Raw genomic sequence first — 14,635 nt, forward strand, 5'->3', positions numbered from 1 at the left:
ATGCGTGTCGATCTGCTCAGCCGTGAGTATCCGCCCGAGGTGTACGGCGGTGCCGGAGTCCATGTCGAGTACCTCGCGCGGGAGCTTCGCCGGCTGGCCGACGTGCGGGTTCGCTGCTTCGGCGCCCCACGGGAGGAGCCCGGCGTGCGGGCCTACCCGGTCCCCGGGGGGCTGTCCGGCGCGAACGCCGCCCTGCAGGTGCTCGGCGTCGACGTCGAGATGGCGGCCGGCTGCGAGGGCGCCGACGTCGTGCACAGCCACACCTGGTACGCGAACTTCGCCGGCCACGTCGCCAAGATGCTGTACGGCGTGCCGCACGTGATGACCACGCACAGCCTGGAGCCGCTGCGCCCGTGGAAGGCCGAGCAGCTCGGCGGCGGCTACACGCTCTCGTCGTGGGCGGAGCGGACCGCGCTCCACGCGGCCGACGCGATCATCGCGGTGTCCGAGGGCATGCGGCGCGACGTGCTCACGGCCTACCCGGAGGTCCCCGCCGAGCGCGTACGCGTGATCCACAACGGCATCGACACCGAGGAGTACGCGCCCTCCCGGGGCACCGAGGCCCTCGTCAAGCACGGCATCGACCCGGCCGTGCCGTACGTCGTCTTCGTGGGGCGGATCACCCGGCAGAAGGGCCTGGTGCACCTGCTCCACGCGGCCCGGTCGTTCGACCCGGCGGCGCAGCTCGTGCTGTGCGCGGGCGCGCCCGACACGCCGGAGATCGCCGAGGAGGTCACGGCGCTCGTGCGCGAGCTGTCGGCCTCCCGCAAGGGCGTGGTGTGGATCTCCGAGATGCTGCCCAGGCCCGAGGTGATCCAGATCCTCACGCACGCCACCGTGTTCGTGTGCCCCTCGGTGTACGAGCCGATGGGCATCGTGAACCTGGAGGCGATGGCGTGCGAGACCGCCGTCGTGGCGACCGCGACGGGAGGCATCCCCGAGGTCGTCGCCGACGGCGAGACGGGCCTGCTCGTCCCGATCGACCAGGGTGGCGACGGCGAGCCGCACGACCCGGAGGCGTTCGCCGCGGCGCTGGCCGAGCGGGTGAACGCGGTGCTCGGCGACCCGCGCCTCGCCGCCGCGATGGGCGAGGCCGGGCGCGTGCGCGCGATCGACCACTTCTCCTGGCGCCGGATCGCCGAGCGCACCCACGAGCTCTACGCCTCGCTCACCGGCCCGGCAGGATCATCGTGACGCCCGGGTGCGCGCCCGGGCGGGTCAGCGCGTCCGGCGCCTCGTCGAGGCCGATGGTGCGGGTGACCAGCAGGCCGGGGCGGAGCACGCCCGCCGCGATCAGCTCCAGCATCGGGGGGTAGGCGTGGGCGGGCATGCCGTGGCTGCCCACGATCTCCAGCTCGTGCGCGATCACCCGGCCCATCGGCAGGGCGGTCTGCCCGGGAAGCAGGCCCACCTGCACGTGGCGGCCCCGCCTGCGCAGGCCGCCGATCGACGCGGCGCAGGTCGTGGCGCCGCCCAGCGCGTCGAGGGAGACGTCGGCGCCGCCGCCCCCGGCCGCCGCCCTGACCCGCGCGGCCGACTCCTCGGGACAGGCGCCCTCGCCGAGCAGGACGCACTCGGCCGCGCCGAACCGCCGGGCCAGGTCGAGCGCGGCGGAGGACACGTCCACCGCGACGACCCGCGCCCCCACGGCGGCGCCGATCATCACGGCCGACAGCCCGACCCCGCCGCAGCCGTGGACGGCGAGCCACTGGCCCGCCCGGACCCGCCCCTGCTCGACGACGGCGCGGAACGCGGTCGCGAAGCGGCAGCCCAGGCTCGCGGCCGTGGCGAACGCCATGCCGTCCGGCAGCGGTACGAGGTTCACGTCGGCGTGGTCGATCGCCACCAGCTCGGCGAACGACCCCCAGTGGGTGAAGCCGGGCTGGGTCTGCCGCTCGCACACCTGCTGGTTGCCGGTCGTGCACTCGCGGCAGCTCCCGCAGGCGCAGACGAACGGCACCATCACCCGGTCGCCCGGCCGCCAGCGGCTCACCCCCGGGCCGGCCGAGTCCACCACACCCGCCAGCTCGTGCCCGGGCACGTGGGGCAGCACCGTGATGTCCGCGTCGTGGCCCATCCACCCGTGCCAGTCGCTGCGGCACATCCCGGTCGCCTCGACCCTGATCACGACGCCGTCCGGCGGCGCCACCGGGTCCGCCACCTCGCGCACCCCGGCCCGCCCGCCGAACTCCTCGTACACCACCGCGCGCATGTCACGCTCCTTTCCCAGGCCGTACGCTAATCGGGTGATTGCGATCGACCGGGTGCGGATGGCCTTCACCGACAGGCGCGGCGGCGTGAGCGCCGGGCCGTACGGCACGCGCAACCTCGGCGGGGCGGTGGGGGACGACCCGGCGGCGGTCGCCGAGAACCGGGCGAAGACGGCCGCGGAGTTCGGGCTCGACCGGGTGGTCTTCATGCGCCAGGTCCACGGCACCGACGTCGCCTACGCGGAGGAGCCGTTCGGGGACGACCCGCCCGCGCTGGACGGGGTGTTCACCGACCGCCCCGGGCTCGGCCTGGCGGTCCTGGTCGCCGACTGCGCGCCCGTGCTGGTGGCCGACCCGGTGGCCGGCCTGGTCGGCGGCGCGCACTCGGGACGGCCGGGCACGGAGGCGGGCGTGGTCCCCGCCCTGGTCGAGGCGATGGCCGCGCGGGGCGCACGGCCGGAGCGGATGACGGCCGTGATCGGGCCGTCGGCCTGCGGGCTGTGCTACGAGGTGCCGGAAGACCTGCGCGAGCGCGTCGCCGCCCGCGTGCCCGAGACCTGGTCGCGGACCCGGCACGGCACGCCCGCGCTCGACATCCGGGCCGGGATCGCGGCCCAGCTCGCCCGGGCCGGCGTGGCCGACGTGCGGCACGACGACCGCTGCACGATCGAGACCGCCGACCTCTACTCCTACCGCCGCGAGCAGCGCACCGGGCGCTTCGCCGGTTACGTCTGGCTCACCGGCGCCTGAGACGCCGCTCTCCGATGGCCGTCGGAGGGAGTCTCAGGCCCGTGCCCGCGGCTCCAGCCCGGCGTACGCCTTGCGGAGCAGCGCGTGCAGGGTCGCCCGCTCGTCCTCGTCCAGCGCGGCCAGCAGGTCGTCGCGCACCTCGCCGGCCTCGCGCAGGGCCGCCTCCAGCGTGGCCCGGCCCACGGGGCTGACGGCGACCCGGTATCGCCGCCGGTCCTCGGGGTCGCGCTCGCGCTCCACGAGGCCGAGCGGCACGAGCGTGTCCATCACCGCCACGAGGTCGCTGGGGTCGATGCCCAGCCGGGCGCCGAGCTCCCGCTGGGACGCCGGGCCGAAGTCGCGCAGCGCGGCCAGCACGGCCATGTCCCACAGGCCGATGCCGTGCCCGCGCAGCCGGTCGCCCATGCGGCGCCGCCCGGCGATGCCCACCTTCGACAGCAGGAACGCGGTGATCCCGAGCAGGGAGGGAGGGAGTTGCGGCACATCGCTCACGCGACCAGGATAGGGCACAACCAATAGTTGGGACTTACCACGGGGTTGTCATGGACGCTCTCTATCCCCGCGTGCTCGCCTCCCGGTTCGCCGAGTGCTTCCGCTTCTACGACGGCCTGCTCACCGCGGTGGCGGGCGCGCATCTCGTCAAGGGCACCGAGACGGGGCCGTACGCCAACTGGGACCGGGACACGGAGGCGGTGCTGGCCCTGCTCGACCGCGAGATGCTGGCGAAGGTCACCGGCGTGGACCTCGACGGCGGAGGCGACGGGACGATGCTGGTCCTGACCGTGGACGACGTGGACCGGGCCGCGGCCGTGGGGGCCGCCAACGGCGGCCGGGTCGTGGCGCCGCCGAGCGCCCGGCCCGAATGGGGACCGACCTGCCGCACCGCCCACCTGCGCGATCCCGACGGAAACCTGCTGGAGCTCCAGTCCTACTGAGCGCCGCCGCGCCGCCCGCGCAGCGCGGCCAGGAGGCCGAGGGGCCGCGCCCGCTCGCGCGCGTCTCCGAAGAGGCTCACCACGAGTTCGGTCGCGCCCGCCTCGGCACAGGCCCGAGGGCGGCCAGCAGGACCGGCGGCGGCTCGGCGCCGGGCTTGCGGGCGGCTTGCAGCGGTTGCGGAAAGCCTGCGGCAAGGGGCGTGCAGGCGAGCGGGCCTATCACTGAGGTGCACGGACCCGGCGGCGACGGCCGGACCGGGACCGCCGACCAGCACCCTCAACCCGCAGCTGCACAGGAGACTGTAATGAAGCGCACCCTGCTCGGTCTGGCCACCGCCACGATCGCCGGTCTGGCCGTCACCGCCCCCGTCACGCTCATGGCCGGCCCGGCCTCCGCCGGCGGCGACTTCGGCCCGGACACCTGCCTGGAGGGTTACGTCTGGCGCGAGGCCCGCGCCGGCGACGTGGTCTGCGTGACGCCCGCGACCCGCACGCAGACCGTCGACGACAACGCCGCCAAGGCCTCCCGCTGGACCTCCGGCCCGTACGGCCCGCACACCTGCGTCACCGGATACGTCTGGCGCGAGGCGTTCACCGGCGACGACGTGTGCGTCAAGCCCGCGGTCCGGACCCAGGCCAAGCTCGACAACGGCAAGGCGGCCGACCGCAAGGTCTCGGCCAAGCTGTGGATCAGCCGCTACACCGTCCCGCCCGTTGACAACGGCGACGGCACCGCCACCAGCACCTCCGTCGACGACATCCCGCGCCTCAAGATCAACGGCGACCACTACAACATCGGCCAGGTCAGGCTCTACATCCGCTACAACACCGGCAAGCCCTACTGGAGCGGCACGGTGAGCGCGAGCGCGCACAGCGGCTACGCCGGCGGCAGCTTCGGCAAGAAGACCGGCGTGTTCGACTGCTCCGGAGGCGGCAAGGCGGCCAACGCCTACGCGCAGGCCCAGGACGTCGTCTCCGGCCGCTGGTCGCCCCGCCTTCCCGTACGCGTCGGCTGCGCCGTCCTGTGACGGCCGGCCCGAAAACGGCGACACGGAGGACCGGCCCGGTCGGGCCGGTCCTCCGGCGCGTCGCGGTCAGCCGCCGCCCAGGTCAACGGATCTTCTGAAAACCCTGGCGTTCCAAGCAGCGTGATCGGGGTAGTCGGTGGGCCTGCGGGGACCGCCGGAGACCGGCCCGCGACCCGGCCCCCGGTGGTCCCCACCCCCGACGATGTGAGGACTGACGTGACTCCTCCGCTTCCTGAAGGGAGCGGCTTCTCGCTAAGCCGCTTCCGCAGCGTCGCGAAGGGCAAGCCCTGCCCTGAGAATGTTGATCGCCGCGTTCACGCCGGCGTGCGCGGTGTGCCCGCACGCCTGGCATCGGAACCGGGCTTGGGTGACGCGGTTGTCCTTCGCGCAGTGCCCGCACCGCGAGCAGGTGCGGGAGGTGTTGGCGGGGTTGACTGCGATCAGCTCTCGACCGGCGCTTTCAGCCTTGTGCGCGAGCACACGCTCGCTGGTGGTGGCCGGCGATGCCACGCCCATGTCGTCGCGCCCCTTGAACCTGGGAAACCCGGGCGTGTGCCCGACGCGGCGGAAGAACGCGGCGAATGCCTTGTCCAACCGGCGCAGCGTGGCCTGCTGGGAGGAGAACGACCACCGGCCCTGACCGGCGGCGTCATCGGCACGAATGTGCTTCAACTCTGCGGACTGGTCACCGTACCGAACCGTCACCCCCGCCTTGCGATAGGCGGTGCGCCGGTGCTCCAAAGCGGCGTTGTAGAGGACCCGGTGATCCACCAGGCACACGGCGAGCGCGGCAGCCTGCTTGGCCGTGGGGCGCAGCAGGAACGTGCACGACCGGCGCACCCCCACCCCCCACAATCCTCTTACGTTCGGTAATCAGATCACCACGCTATCGGAAGGCGCCGACAAAACCCGGAGGCAGGAAGCGCGGAATCACCGGTGAGCCGCAGGCCGCGGATCAGCTCTTCACGGCAGGACTTCACCCGGCCACGGTCACACGCCGCGGTGCACCTGACGAGTCACACGACACCATGAAAGCGCCGCCCACCTCATCCACCAGTGGAAGGAACTCGCAATGAGCCCGGAGAGAAAACCAGTCAGGGACGGCATTTCCCTGTCGCCTGAAGGCGACGGTCCCCTGCCGAGGTTCTGATGGGAACCGCGACCCCGGTGCCGGAGACCAGGAGCATGAGCGGCGACGAACTGTCGGCCGACGACGCCTACGCCGCCATCCGGCGGTACGGCGGCTGGCACCTCATCCGTGACGCGTACGTCCGGTTCAGGTACGGCGACGGCACGAGCAACGCCCGCGCCTTCGCGTTCCAGACCTGCCTCGCGATCATCCCGGGAGCGATCGCCCTCGTGGGTCTCAGCTCGGTGCTGCACCAGGAACACCTCGGCAGGCTCCTCGAGCTCACCCTGCGGCGGCTGACCCCCGGCGCGGGCTCGCAGGTCATCCAGGAGACGCTCAGCCAGAGCCATCACGCCTCGGGCGCGGGGGAGAAGCTCGCCCTGTGGCTCGGTCTGCTGACCGCGCTGGTGTCGCTGACCACCGCGATGGGCCAGTTCGAACGCGGGGCCAACCGCATCTACGGCATCGAGCGCGACCGCCCCTTCGCGGCCAAGTACGGCAGGGCCCTGCTGATGGCCGTCACGGCGGGCCTCTTCATGAGCGTCGGCTTCGTCATCCTGGTCGGCGGCGGCGCGGTCGGTGAGGCCGCGGCGCAGGTCTTCGGCTGGAGCGGCACGACCGAGCGGCTGTGGGGCTGGCTGCGCTGGCCGGTCGGCTTCCTGCTCGCCGTCCTGTCGATCTCGGTGCTGTTCCGCTCCGCGCCACGCCGCAAGCAGCCCGGTCACACCTGGCTCGCGGTCGGGGCGACGGTCGCCGTGCTGCTGTGGACGCTGTTCACCTGGCTGCTCGCGCTCTACACCGCCAGCAGCCACACCTTCGGCGCGACGTACGGCCCGCTCACGGCGGTCATGGCGTTGCTGCTGTGGTCGTTCCTCAGCTCGATGGCGCTCTTCCTCGGCCTGGCCTTCTCGGCGCAGCTGGAGGCCTGCCGCGCGGGCCGCGGCGAGCCGGCCGAGCCCGACCCCGGCCCCGCCCCGGTGTCGCCGCGGGAGCGGCATCCGGTCGGGAGCGGCCGATGAGCTGGTGGCGCAGGCGGCTCGACCCCGAGCACGGTCTGGGCCTGCGGCTGACGGTGGCGACGGCGGCGCTGGCGCTGATCGGGGTGCCGTTCACGGTGCTGCTGGTTTTCGTCAAGACCTCTTTCGGCCCGCTCACCGAGATCGACCAGGGAGCGGCGTGGGACCTGCACGCCTACGCGATCCACAACCCCGGGTTCGCCCGGCTGATGCACCTGGTCAGCGACGTCTTCCAGCCGCTGACCTGGCGGATCGCGGTCGGCGTCGCGGTCGCCTGGCTGGTCTGGCGCCGCGCCTACCACCTGGCCCTGTGGGCGGCCACCACGCTCGTGGTCGGCGGCCTGCTCGGCCTCGCCCTGAAGGTCATCGTCGCGCGGGCCCGGCCCAGCCTGCCCGACCCCGTCGCCATCGCCCCCGGCGCGTCGTTCCCCTCGGGACACACGGTCAACGCCACGCTCGGCGCCGGGATCCTGCTGCTGCTCGTCCTGCCCCTCCTGCGGGAGCGCGGGCGGGTGCTCGCCTGGACGCTCGCCGTGCTGATCCCGCTGGCGGTCGGCTTCAGCCGGATCGCGCTCGGCGTGCACTGGTTCAGCGACGTGGTGGGCGGGCTGGTGTTCGGCGTGGCGGTGGTGGCGGCCACGGCCGCCGCCTTCGAGACCTGGCGCCGCCGCGACGTGGGCCGCCGGCCCGCCCAGCCGTTACGCGAGGGCGTCGGGCCCGAGACGAAGAGGGAGATCGCCCCCCAAGGAGGACGAATTGGCCGCCGATCGTAATCGTGGCACGGCCCGGAGCACCCGGTCCTCCTCCGTGCCCACTCGACGCGTGCCCACTCGACGCGTGGCCGCGGAGGCGGCGCGGCGGGTCCTGCTCCCGCTCGCGCTCATGGCCCTGGTGACCCTCGGGCTCGGCCTGCTGCTCACCAGGGTCCTGGAGCACTCGACGCTGGTCGCGCAGGACGAGGCGGTCAGCCGTGAGATCGCCCAGGAGCGCACGCCGTTCTGGAACGAGGTGACCCACTACGCCTCGATGCTGTCCGACACCCCCGTGATCATCGTGGTGACGGCGATCATGGCGATCCTTTTCCGGGTCGTCTACCGGCGCTGGCGGGAGTCGGTCTTCCTGGTGGCCGCCGTCTGCGCCCAGTCGGCGATCTTCCTGCTGGCGACCGTCTTCGCGCAGCGGGCCCGCCCGCACGTGCCGCACCTCGACCCCGCGCCGCCCACGTCCAGCTATCCGTCCGGGCACACCAGCGCCGCCGTGGCGTTCTACTGCGGCACCGCGCTCGTGCTGACCCTGCACACGCACCGCCACACGATCCTGAACGCGCTGTGGTGGCTGCTCGGCGCGGGAGCGGCCCTGGCGGTCGGCCTGGCCAGGCTCTACCGGGGCATGCACCACCTGACGGACGTGAGCTGGGGCTACGTGCTCGGGATCTTCTGCGTGGTCGTGCTCGCCCAGGCCCTGCTGCTACGGCCGATCACGGCGTCCCGGCGTGCCGCGCCGAAGCGGGCCGTACGCGGGGCCGCGCTGACCTGACGCGTTCACCGGCTACCGGCTCACCGGAAGGCGAGCCGGCGGCCGGGGCGGTCAGGCCGACACGCCGGTGAGGCGGCAGGCGTCGGCCCAGCGAGCGGGATCGACCACGGCCGGGGCGGGCTCGGCGGCGGTCCCCGCGGCGGATCCGAGGGCGGACCGCGGGGTGGTCCCGGCGGGCCGCAACAGGGCCCAGCAATCGTCGATCGTGTCGGTCAGCAGGTCGCGCAGCAGCGGATCGGGGTCGGGCACGCACGCCTGAGCGATGCCCCGGACCGCGAGCTGCACCGTGTTCGGCGCGGCGTACCTGCGGAAGCCCTTGGGCGAGACCCGCACGCCGCGCCCGAAGGTGTAGGCCCAGCGGGTGGCGTCCGGCACCTGGGCCAGTGCCTGCCTGCTGCGCTCGTCCAGGTCGCCGACGGGACGGCCCTCCAACTCGGCGAGCACGTGCTCGGCCGACAGGATCGAGACCGCCATCGCGAGCTGGCGCTCGTGCGCGACGACCGGCAGCGCGGCCCTGGCGGAGCACAGGGCGATCCGCGCGTCGAGGCGCGGATCGTCGCCCGTCAGGCCGATCACCGACGGGATCAGCTCGGCCAGCAGGGGCCGGGCGGCGTCGGAGGTGTGGTCGTTGACGAGGCGGGCGAGCCCGGCGAGCAGCGGGTGCGTGCACGACGGATGGTCGCTCCACCGCTCACCTGCGAGGTAGGACGCGAACTCCATGAAGCAGGCGCCCTTGCTGGGATTGCGATGCTTGCCACGAGAGAGGACGGGCATCGCTGGAGGCATCTGACCGTGCACGAGCTACTCCATGCTGAATCGCCTATCGTGTCACTTTCAGTGTGCGCCCGGTATGGGACGTTGAGAAGAACCCTTACCGCGACTTGTCCCTCGCATGGCGGAACGCACCAGTGGCGACCAGGTGGTTGGTACTGCTGTACTCCCGCTCGCCCGGGCGTGAGGTGCGCCTTGTCCTGCAGGGCTAGGTCGAGTCCGCCGGGAAGGCGACTCGCTGACACTCTTATGAGGAGATATGCCTGCAGAGATCGATGACCAGGCGGTGAGCGACTGGTGCCCTGAGCACCTGGGCTCCCCGGTCGCCGGACGCACCTTCACCGCGGGAAACCTGTCCACGGTGTACGGCCTGCGGCTGGCCGATGACCGCGAGGTGGTGCTGAAGGTTCGGAACGCTGATCCGCGGCTGGACGCCTGCACCTGGGTGCAGCGCCGGATGTGGCAGGCGGGATTCCCGTGCCCGGAGCCGTTGACCGGTGTGCTGCCCCTAGGACCGAAGGCCGCCAGCGCCGAGGCGTCGCTGCCAGGCGGTGAACCACCAGAACCCGCCGATGCGCCACGGCTGTTCGCCGGTCTCCTGGCCGACTTCGTGACCTGTGCGGACAGGCTCGGACCGCAGCCGGTGCTGCGGCCCGCGCCCGCCTGGATCCACTGGTACCACCAGGAGGACGGCATCTGGCCGGTCCCGGACGACCGCGACGTCAGCAAGAACGAACTGCAGCTGTGCTGGGCGGCGGGCCGGCACCCACCCGCCGCTGTCGGCCGCGTCGGCGGCGTGCGGCACGCCGATTCATGCGTGTCAGCAGCCCGATCGGAGCGCCGACGATCATGGAAGCGGAGGTGCCGTACGGTGCATGACACGCCCGCCGACAACCGGAACCGGATCGGAAAAACAGAGGTGGAGACGGGATTTGAACCCGTGTACGCGGCTTTGCAGGCCGCTGCCTCGCCTCTCGGCCACTCCACCAGAGCGAGGCCCGCATTCGTGACCTCTCGGAGCGGAAGACGGGATTCGAACCCGCGACCCTCACCTTGGCAAGGTGATGCTCTACCACTGAGCCACTTCCGCGTCCGCCTTGCGGCGACGTGGCTACTGTACCGGGTTTTCGGCTGCGGTGGGTACTCAGAACGGCCGGGCGCTGGGTCTGCGGAACACGCGGTCGGCTCCCCGCTCGATCGCGGGCAGGGTCAGGAAGATCTCCAGGATCCGGGTGAGCCGGTGCACCTCGTTGCGGTGGAAGGCCGGCCCCTCCGCCCTGGCCAGCATCAGCGACAGCGCCAGCGGCGGCAGCGGCGCGACGATCACGTGCAGGCCGGACGGCAGGGTGGCGGCCGTCGGCCGGGCCGGGGTGTCCTCCGGGAACGGAATGTCCTCGGGCGCCCGCCAGCTCGCGTACACCGTGACGCGCGGGTCCTTCTCGGTCGCCGCCGCGGCCCAGTCGGCGCTGAACAGCACGGGCATGGAGTCGATCAGCGTGCCGAGCGCGCGGTCGCCCGCCGTGGTGAGGAACTTCAGGATCTCCAGCTCCGGATAGGTGCCGGGCGCCTCCCTGGTGCTCCAGATACCCTCGATCCTGACTCCGTCCATGTCCTCGATGGCCCGTACGAGGTCCTCGCGGGGGGCGGTGTCGGGCCAGTAGACGGTGAAGTCGTCGAGGGCGCGGCCGTCGCCCCGGTCGAGCACCGTCACCTGGGTGATGTCGGCGCCCGCGGACCCGAGGACCCCGGTCACCTGGCTCAGCGAGCCCGGACGATCCGGCAAGGCGATTCTCAGCCGCAGCAGCATGACGACCTCCCCCACCGTTGGTCCAGGTCAGATTAACCGGGGCAAAAGCCTCGCGTCCATGATCTTGTACGGCTCACCGCCGGCAGCGGGGAGAATGAACGGGTGAAAGTCGGCGCGCTCGAGGTCTGGCCCCCGGTGGTGCTCGCTCCCATGGCGGGCATCACGAACATCGGTTTCCGCACGCTGTGCCGGGAGCAGGGCGGCGGCCTGTTCGTGTCCGAGATGATCACTTCGCGGGCGCTGGTCGAGCGGGTGCCGCTCACGTTCCAGATGATCCGGTTCGGCGCGGACGAGTCCCCCCGCAGCATCCAGTTGTACGGCGTCGATCCGGCCGTCATCGGCAAGGCCGCGCGGATGATCGCCGAGGAGGACCTGGCCGACCACATCGACCTGAACTTCGGCTGCCCGGTGCCCAAGGTCACCCGCAGGGGCGGCGGGTCGGCCCTGCCGTACAAGCGGAACCTGCTGCGGGCCATCCTGCGCGAGGCCGTGGCCGGAGCCGGTCCGCTGCCGGTCACGATGAAGATGCGCATGGGCATCGACGAGGACCACCTGACCTACGTCGAGGCGGGACGGACCGCCGTGGAGGAGGGCCTCGCCGCCGTCGCCCTGCACGCCCGTACGGCCCGCCAGCACTACGGCGGCACCGCGCACTGGGACGCGATCAAGCGGCTGAAGGACGCGGTGCCGGAGATCCCGGTGCTCGGCAACGGCGACATCTGGAGCGCCGACGACGCGCTGCGTATGGTCGCGGAGACCGGCTGCGACGGGGTGGTGATCGGGCGGGGCTGCCTGGGGCGGCCGTGGCTGTTCCGTGACCTCGACATGGCCTTCCGCGGCTCGGCCGAGCGCGTCCGCCCCCGCCTGGGGGAGGTCGGCGCGATGATGCTGCGCCACGCCGAGCTGCTGTGCGAGGTCATCGGCAGCGAGCCGCACGGGCTGGCCGACTTCCGCAAGCACGTGGGCTGGTATCTCAAGGGTTTCGTCGTCGGAGCCGAGACCCGCCGCGCCCTCACCTCGGTCACCCGGCTGTCGGAGATGGCCGAGCGGGTGGCCGAGCTCGACGCGGACCAGCCCTGGCCGGACGAGGCCGACGGCCCGCGCGGCAAGAGCGGCGAGAGGTCCAAGGTGTCGCTGCCGCACGGCTGGCTCGACGACCCCGACGACATGACGATCCCCGGCGCCGGGGCCGAGGACCCCACCTCCGGCGGCTGAGGCGTGCTCATGGCGCTCGCTCCGCTCGCGCGGCTCAGGCGGACGGGGTGCGTCGCGCGTAGGCTCGGGGCATGGCGAACGCGATCATCACGGCCCGCGGGGTCGGGCTTGACCTGGGCGGCGTGCCCGTGCTGCGCGGCGTCGATCTCACCGCCGCTCCTGGCGAGATCGTCGCCGTCATGGGCGAGAACGGCGTCGGGAAGTCGACGCTGCTGCGATGCCTGGCCGGCCTGCACCCCTCGCCGCGCGGCGAGATCGACGTCCTCGGCGCGCCGCCGGCGGACCTCCCCGCATTCTGGCGGCGGGTCGTGCAGGCCGGCGACGAGCCCGCCTGGTATCCGGGCCTGAGCGTCCGCGAACACCTGGAGCTGATGGGGGCCGTCCAGCAGGACGCCCGCCTGACGGTCGACGAGGCGCTGGAGACCTTCGAGCTGAGCGCCCGGGCCGATCTCGCCCCGTTGTCGCTGTCCACCGGCCAGCGGCAGCGGCTGTCGCTGGCGATGGCGCTGCTCCGGCCGAGCCGCCTGCTCCTGCTCGACGAGCCGGAGCGCGGCCTGGACACCGGGTTCAGGCAGCGTCTCGCGGGGATCCTGCGCGGCTACGCCGCCGAGGGCGGCACGGTCGTGATGGCCACCCACGACGCGCGGCTGGCGCGGGACGCGGGCGCCCGTGGGATCACGCTGCGGGCGGCGTCGTGATCCCGGCGACCGCGCGGACGCACCCCGCCCTCGCCTACCTCCGCGACCGCCGCGGGCGGCCCGCGACCTGGTCGGACCGCTACACCAGGGTTTTCGGCCTGCTCGTCGCCGCCGCGGTGCTCGGCCGCCCGGCCGCGGACGCGCTCGCCGGGCTGGCCCGTCACGCCGATCCCGCGCGGCTCGGCCCCGGGCTCGCGCTGGTCGCGGCGGCCTACGCGGGCTTCCTCGCCCTGGCGCGGGCGCTCGGACCCGTCGTGCTGCCCGCCGCCGACGCCTCGTGGCTGGTGACGTCGCCGCTGCCCCGCCGGGCCGTGCTCGGCCGTACGGCGCTGCTCCTGCTGTCGGCCGCGGTGCTCGCCGGGGCGGTGCTCGGGCTGGCGGCGCTGTCGGTGTTCGGAGCCCCCGGTCAGCTCGGCGTGCGACTCGCGGCGGCGCTGGTGCTCGGTGTCGCGGCGGGCGCGGGCGGCATGGCCACGGCGGTGCTCGGCCAGCAGTCCCCGGAGTCGGACGCCTGGCTGCAATTCCTGATCGCCGGGGCTCTTTCCGTCGCCGTGCTCGCGGCCGTGCTCGGCGCCGGCCCCGGCCGCCGCATCCTCGCCGCCGTCGCCGAGGCGCCCGCGTCCCTGGGCGCGGCGGTCGCGGGCGTCGCCGCCGTCGTGGCCGCCTTCCTCGTACGGCGGGCCTGGGCGGCGCTCGACCGCATCCCCGCCCGCCGGATCCTGGCCGCCTCCACCCGGACGGCGCGGGTGACCTCGGCGGCGACGATGCTGGATCCCGGGATGCTCACCTGGGTCGCGGAGGACGTTCACTGGCGCGGCCGGGCGCTGCGTTCCCGTCCCTGGCCCCGCCTCGTGTCGCGGCTCGGCCCGGGGCCCGCGCTGGCCTGGCAGGAGTGGCTGCGGGTGGGCAGGCGACCGGGCCGCCTGGCGGCGCTGCTCGGCGCGGTGGCCCTGCCCGCCGTCTGCGCGAACGCCACCGGAGGCGGGCTCGGGCCGGCCGCCGGAATGCTGCTGTGCGGGGCGCTGACCGCCGCCGCGATGTGCACAGGAGGGGTCCGGCGCGACGGCGGCGACCCGGCCCTGGCCCGGATGCTGGCCGTGGACGGCAGGGCCGTGACGGCCGCCCGTGCGGTGCTGCCCGCGCTGCTGGCCGCCTCCTGGTCGGCGCTCGCCCTGGCGGGCCTCCAGGTCGTGGGCACGCTGCCGCCGGGGGCCTGGTGGGCGCTCGGGCCGGCCGCGGCGCCCGCGCTCGCCGCCGGGGCGCTGCGGATGGCCCGGCGGCGGCCCGTCGACCACTCCATGCCGGTCATCGACACCCCGGGCGGTGCGGTGCCGACCGGCCCGCTGATCTGGGCGTTGACCGGTGTGGACCTCGCGCTGCTCGGGTCCCTGCCCGCGCTCGCCGCGCTGGCGTCACCACCCGCCTCGGTGGCGCCGTACGTGATCGCACAGGCCATCGCGGGGGCCGCGGTGCTCGCCGCCTACGTCCTGCGCTCCGGCCGGAGAGCCGGCGGCTAGTCGCAGGCGCTCACAGGGCCGGT

Annotated in this window: 15 protein-coding genes and 2 tRNA genes; 10 read left to right on the top strand and 7 right to left on the bottom strand. The window is 73.6% G+C overall.

Annotation, left to right across the window (positions count from 1 at the left end; all coding sequences use genetic code 11):
- Positions 1-1,194, top strand: coding sequence for a glycogen synthase (gene glgA / locus ABZ857_RS41255; RefSeq protein WP_357055428.1), 1,194 nt, complete (start codon positions 1-3; stop codon positions 1,192-1,194).
- On the opposite strand, the gene ABZ857_RS41260 is transcribed toward glgA, so the two are convergent.
- The gene (locus ABZ857_RS41260; protein ID WP_357055431.1) at positions 1,169-2,212 is read right to left on the bottom strand and encodes an alcohol dehydrogenase catalytic domain-containing protein; all 1,044 of its coding nucleotides are present in this window, start codon (positions 2,210-2,212) and stop codon (positions 1,169-1,171) included. The genes glgA and ABZ857_RS41260 overlap by 26 nt on opposite strands.
- Before the next feature lie 58 nt (positions 2,213-2,270).
- Here ABZ857_RS41260 and pgeF point away from each other — a divergent pair, with 58 nt between their 5' ends.
- Positions 2,271-2,960: a peptidoglycan editing factor PgeF gene (gene pgeF, locus ABZ857_RS41265; protein ID WP_357055502.1), complete on the top strand. Its 690-nt coding sequence runs from the start codon at positions 2,271-2,273 to the stop codon at positions 2,958-2,960.
- 33 nt (positions 2,961-2,993) lie between these two features.
- On the opposite strand, the gene ABZ857_RS41270 is transcribed toward pgeF, so the two are convergent.
- Positions 2,994-3,452, bottom strand: a complete 459-nt coding sequence (locus ABZ857_RS41270; RefSeq protein WP_357055434.1) for a MarR family winged helix-turn-helix transcriptional regulator — start codon at positions 3,450-3,452, stop codon at positions 2,994-2,996.
- A 50-nt stretch (positions 3,453-3,502) separates the two neighbouring features.
- On the opposite strand from ABZ857_RS41270, the gene ABZ857_RS41275 reads away from it, so the two are divergent.
- Together ABZ857_RS41275 and ABZ857_RS41280 are read left to right on the top strand one after the other, a co-directional pair.
- A complete protein-coding gene (locus tag ABZ857_RS41275) occupies positions 3,503-3,895 on the top strand; it encodes a VOC family protein (protein ID WP_357055437.1) in 393 nt (130 codons plus the stop codon).
- A 305-nt stretch (positions 3,896-4,200) separates the two neighbouring features.
- Positions 4,201-4,923, top strand: a complete 723-nt coding sequence (locus ABZ857_RS41280) for a hypothetical protein (protein ID WP_357055440.1) — start codon at positions 4,201-4,203, stop codon at positions 4,921-4,923.
- Positions 4,924-5,175: 252 nt separating this feature from the next.
- Here the strand turns inward: ABZ857_RS41280 and ABZ857_RS41285 are convergent, their stop codons facing one another.
- Positions 5,176-5,769, bottom strand: coding sequence for a transposase (locus ABZ857_RS41285; RefSeq protein WP_357055443.1), 594 nt, complete (start codon positions 5,767-5,769; stop codon positions 5,176-5,178).
- A gap of 303 nt (positions 5,770-6,072) precedes the next feature.
- Here ABZ857_RS41285 and ABZ857_RS41290 point away from each other — a divergent pair, with 303 nt between their 5' ends.
- The 3 genes from ABZ857_RS41290 to ABZ857_RS41300 are packed head-to-tail and all read left to right on the top strand — an operon-like array spanning position 6,073 to position 8,604.
- The gene (locus tag ABZ857_RS41290) at positions 6,073-7,071 is read left to right on the top strand and encodes a YihY/virulence factor BrkB family protein (protein WP_357055446.1); all 999 of its coding nucleotides are present in this window, start codon (positions 6,073-6,075) and stop codon (positions 7,069-7,071) included.
- Positions 7,068-7,841 carry a phosphatase PAP2 family protein gene (locus tag ABZ857_RS41295; protein ID WP_357055449.1) on the top strand — a complete coding sequence of 258 codons (774 nt, stop codon included), beginning with the start codon at positions 7,068-7,070 and terminating at the stop codon, positions 7,839-7,841. The genes ABZ857_RS41290 and ABZ857_RS41295 overlap by 4 nt, the downstream gene beginning before the upstream one ends.
- A 49-nt stretch (positions 7,842-7,890) precedes the next feature.
- Positions 7,891-8,604, top strand: coding sequence for a phosphatase PAP2 family protein (locus tag ABZ857_RS41300; protein ID WP_357055451.1), 714 nt, complete (start codon positions 7,891-7,893; stop codon positions 8,602-8,604).
- Between the two features lie 51 nt (positions 8,605-8,655).
- Here the strand turns inward: ABZ857_RS41300 and ABZ857_RS41305 are convergent, their stop codons facing one another.
- The 4 genes from ABZ857_RS41305 to ABZ857_RS41320 all read right to left on the bottom strand — a co-directional run bounded on the left by ABZ857_RS41305 (position 8,656) and on the right by ABZ857_RS41320 (position 11,182).
- Positions 8,656-9,378, bottom strand: a complete 723-nt coding sequence (locus ABZ857_RS41305) for a hypothetical protein (protein ID WP_357055454.1) — start codon at positions 9,376-9,378, stop codon at positions 8,656-8,658.
- 914 nt (positions 9,379-10,292) lie between these two features.
- Positions 10,293-10,363: transfer RNA gene (locus ABZ857_RS41310), tRNA-Cys, on the bottom strand.
- 30 nt (positions 10,364-10,393) lie between these two features.
- Positions 10,394-10,465 (bottom strand) — tRNA-Gly (locus ABZ857_RS41315).
- Between the two features lie 54 nt (positions 10,466-10,519).
- Positions 10,520-11,182, bottom strand: a complete 663-nt coding sequence (locus ABZ857_RS41320; RefSeq protein WP_357055457.1) for an ACT domain-containing protein — start codon at positions 11,180-11,182, stop codon at positions 10,520-10,522.
- Between the two features lie 102 nt (positions 11,183-11,284).
- Here ABZ857_RS41320 and dusB point away from each other — a divergent pair, with 102 nt between their 5' ends.
- From dusB to ABZ857_RS41335, 3 genes are all read left to right on the top strand, one after another.
- Positions 11,285-12,397 carry a tRNA dihydrouridine synthase DusB gene (gene dusB / locus ABZ857_RS41325; RefSeq protein WP_357055460.1) on the top strand — a complete coding sequence of 371 codons (1,113 nt, stop codon included), beginning with the start codon at positions 11,285-11,287 and terminating at the stop codon, positions 12,395-12,397.
- A 71-nt stretch (positions 12,398-12,468) separates the two neighbouring features.
- Positions 12,469-13,095 (top strand): heme ABC exporter ATP-binding protein CcmA, encoded by a 627-nt coding sequence (ccmA, locus tag ABZ857_RS41330; RefSeq protein ID WP_357055463.1) that lies wholly within the window; start codon positions 12,469-12,471, stop codon positions 13,093-13,095.
- Positions 13,092-14,612 (top strand): DUF6297 family protein, encoded by a 1,521-nt coding sequence (locus tag ABZ857_RS41335; RefSeq protein ID WP_357055466.1) that lies wholly within the window; start codon positions 13,092-13,094, stop codon positions 14,610-14,612. Before ccmA ends, ABZ857_RS41335 begins: the two co-directional genes overlap by 4 nt.
- Positions 14,613-14,635: the final 23 nt, after the last annotated feature.

It is taken from the genome of Microbispora sp. NPDC046933, assembly GCF_040644635.1.
In the GTDB taxonomy this organism is placed as follows: domain Bacteria; phylum Actinomycetota; class Actinomycetes; order Streptosporangiales; family Streptosporangiaceae; genus Microbispora.

Coding starts and splice junctions, on each gene's coding strand:
- glgA (WP_357055428.1), top strand. CDS start 1: ATGCGTGTCGATCTGCTCAGCCGTGAGTATCCGCCCGAGGTGTACGGC.
- ABZ857_RS41260 (WP_357055431.1), bottom strand. CDS start 2,212: ATGCGCGCGGTGGTGTACGAGGAGTTCGGCGGGCGGGCCGGGGTGCGC.
- pgeF (WP_357055502.1), top strand. CDS start 2,271: ATGGCCTTCACCGACAGGCGCGGCGGCGTGAGCGCCGGGCCGTACGGC.
- ABZ857_RS41275 (WP_357055437.1), top strand. CDS start 3,503: ATGGACGCTCTCTATCCCCGCGTGCTCGCCTCCCGGTTCGCCGAGTGC.
- ABZ857_RS41280 (WP_357055440.1), top strand. CDS start 4,201: ATGAAGCGCACCCTGCTCGGTCTGGCCACCGCCACGATCGCCGGTCTG.
- ABZ857_RS41290 (WP_357055446.1), top strand. CDS start 6,073: ATGGGAACCGCGACCCCGGTGCCGGAGACCAGGAGCATGAGCGGCGAC.
- ABZ857_RS41295 (WP_357055449.1), top strand. CDS start 7,068: ATGAGCTGGTGGCGCAGGCGGCTCGACCCCGAGCACGGTCTGGGCCTG.
- ABZ857_RS41305 (WP_357055454.1), bottom strand. CDS start 9,378: ATGCCCGTCCTCTCTCGTGGCAAGCATCGCAATCCCAGCAAGGGCGCC.
- ABZ857_RS41320 (WP_357055457.1), bottom strand. CDS start 11,182: ATGCTGCTGCGGCTGAGAATCGCCTTGCCGGATCGTCCGGGCTCGCTG.
- ccmA (WP_357055463.1), top strand. CDS start 12,469: ATGGCGAACGCGATCATCACGGCCCGCGGGGTCGGGCTTGACCTGGGC.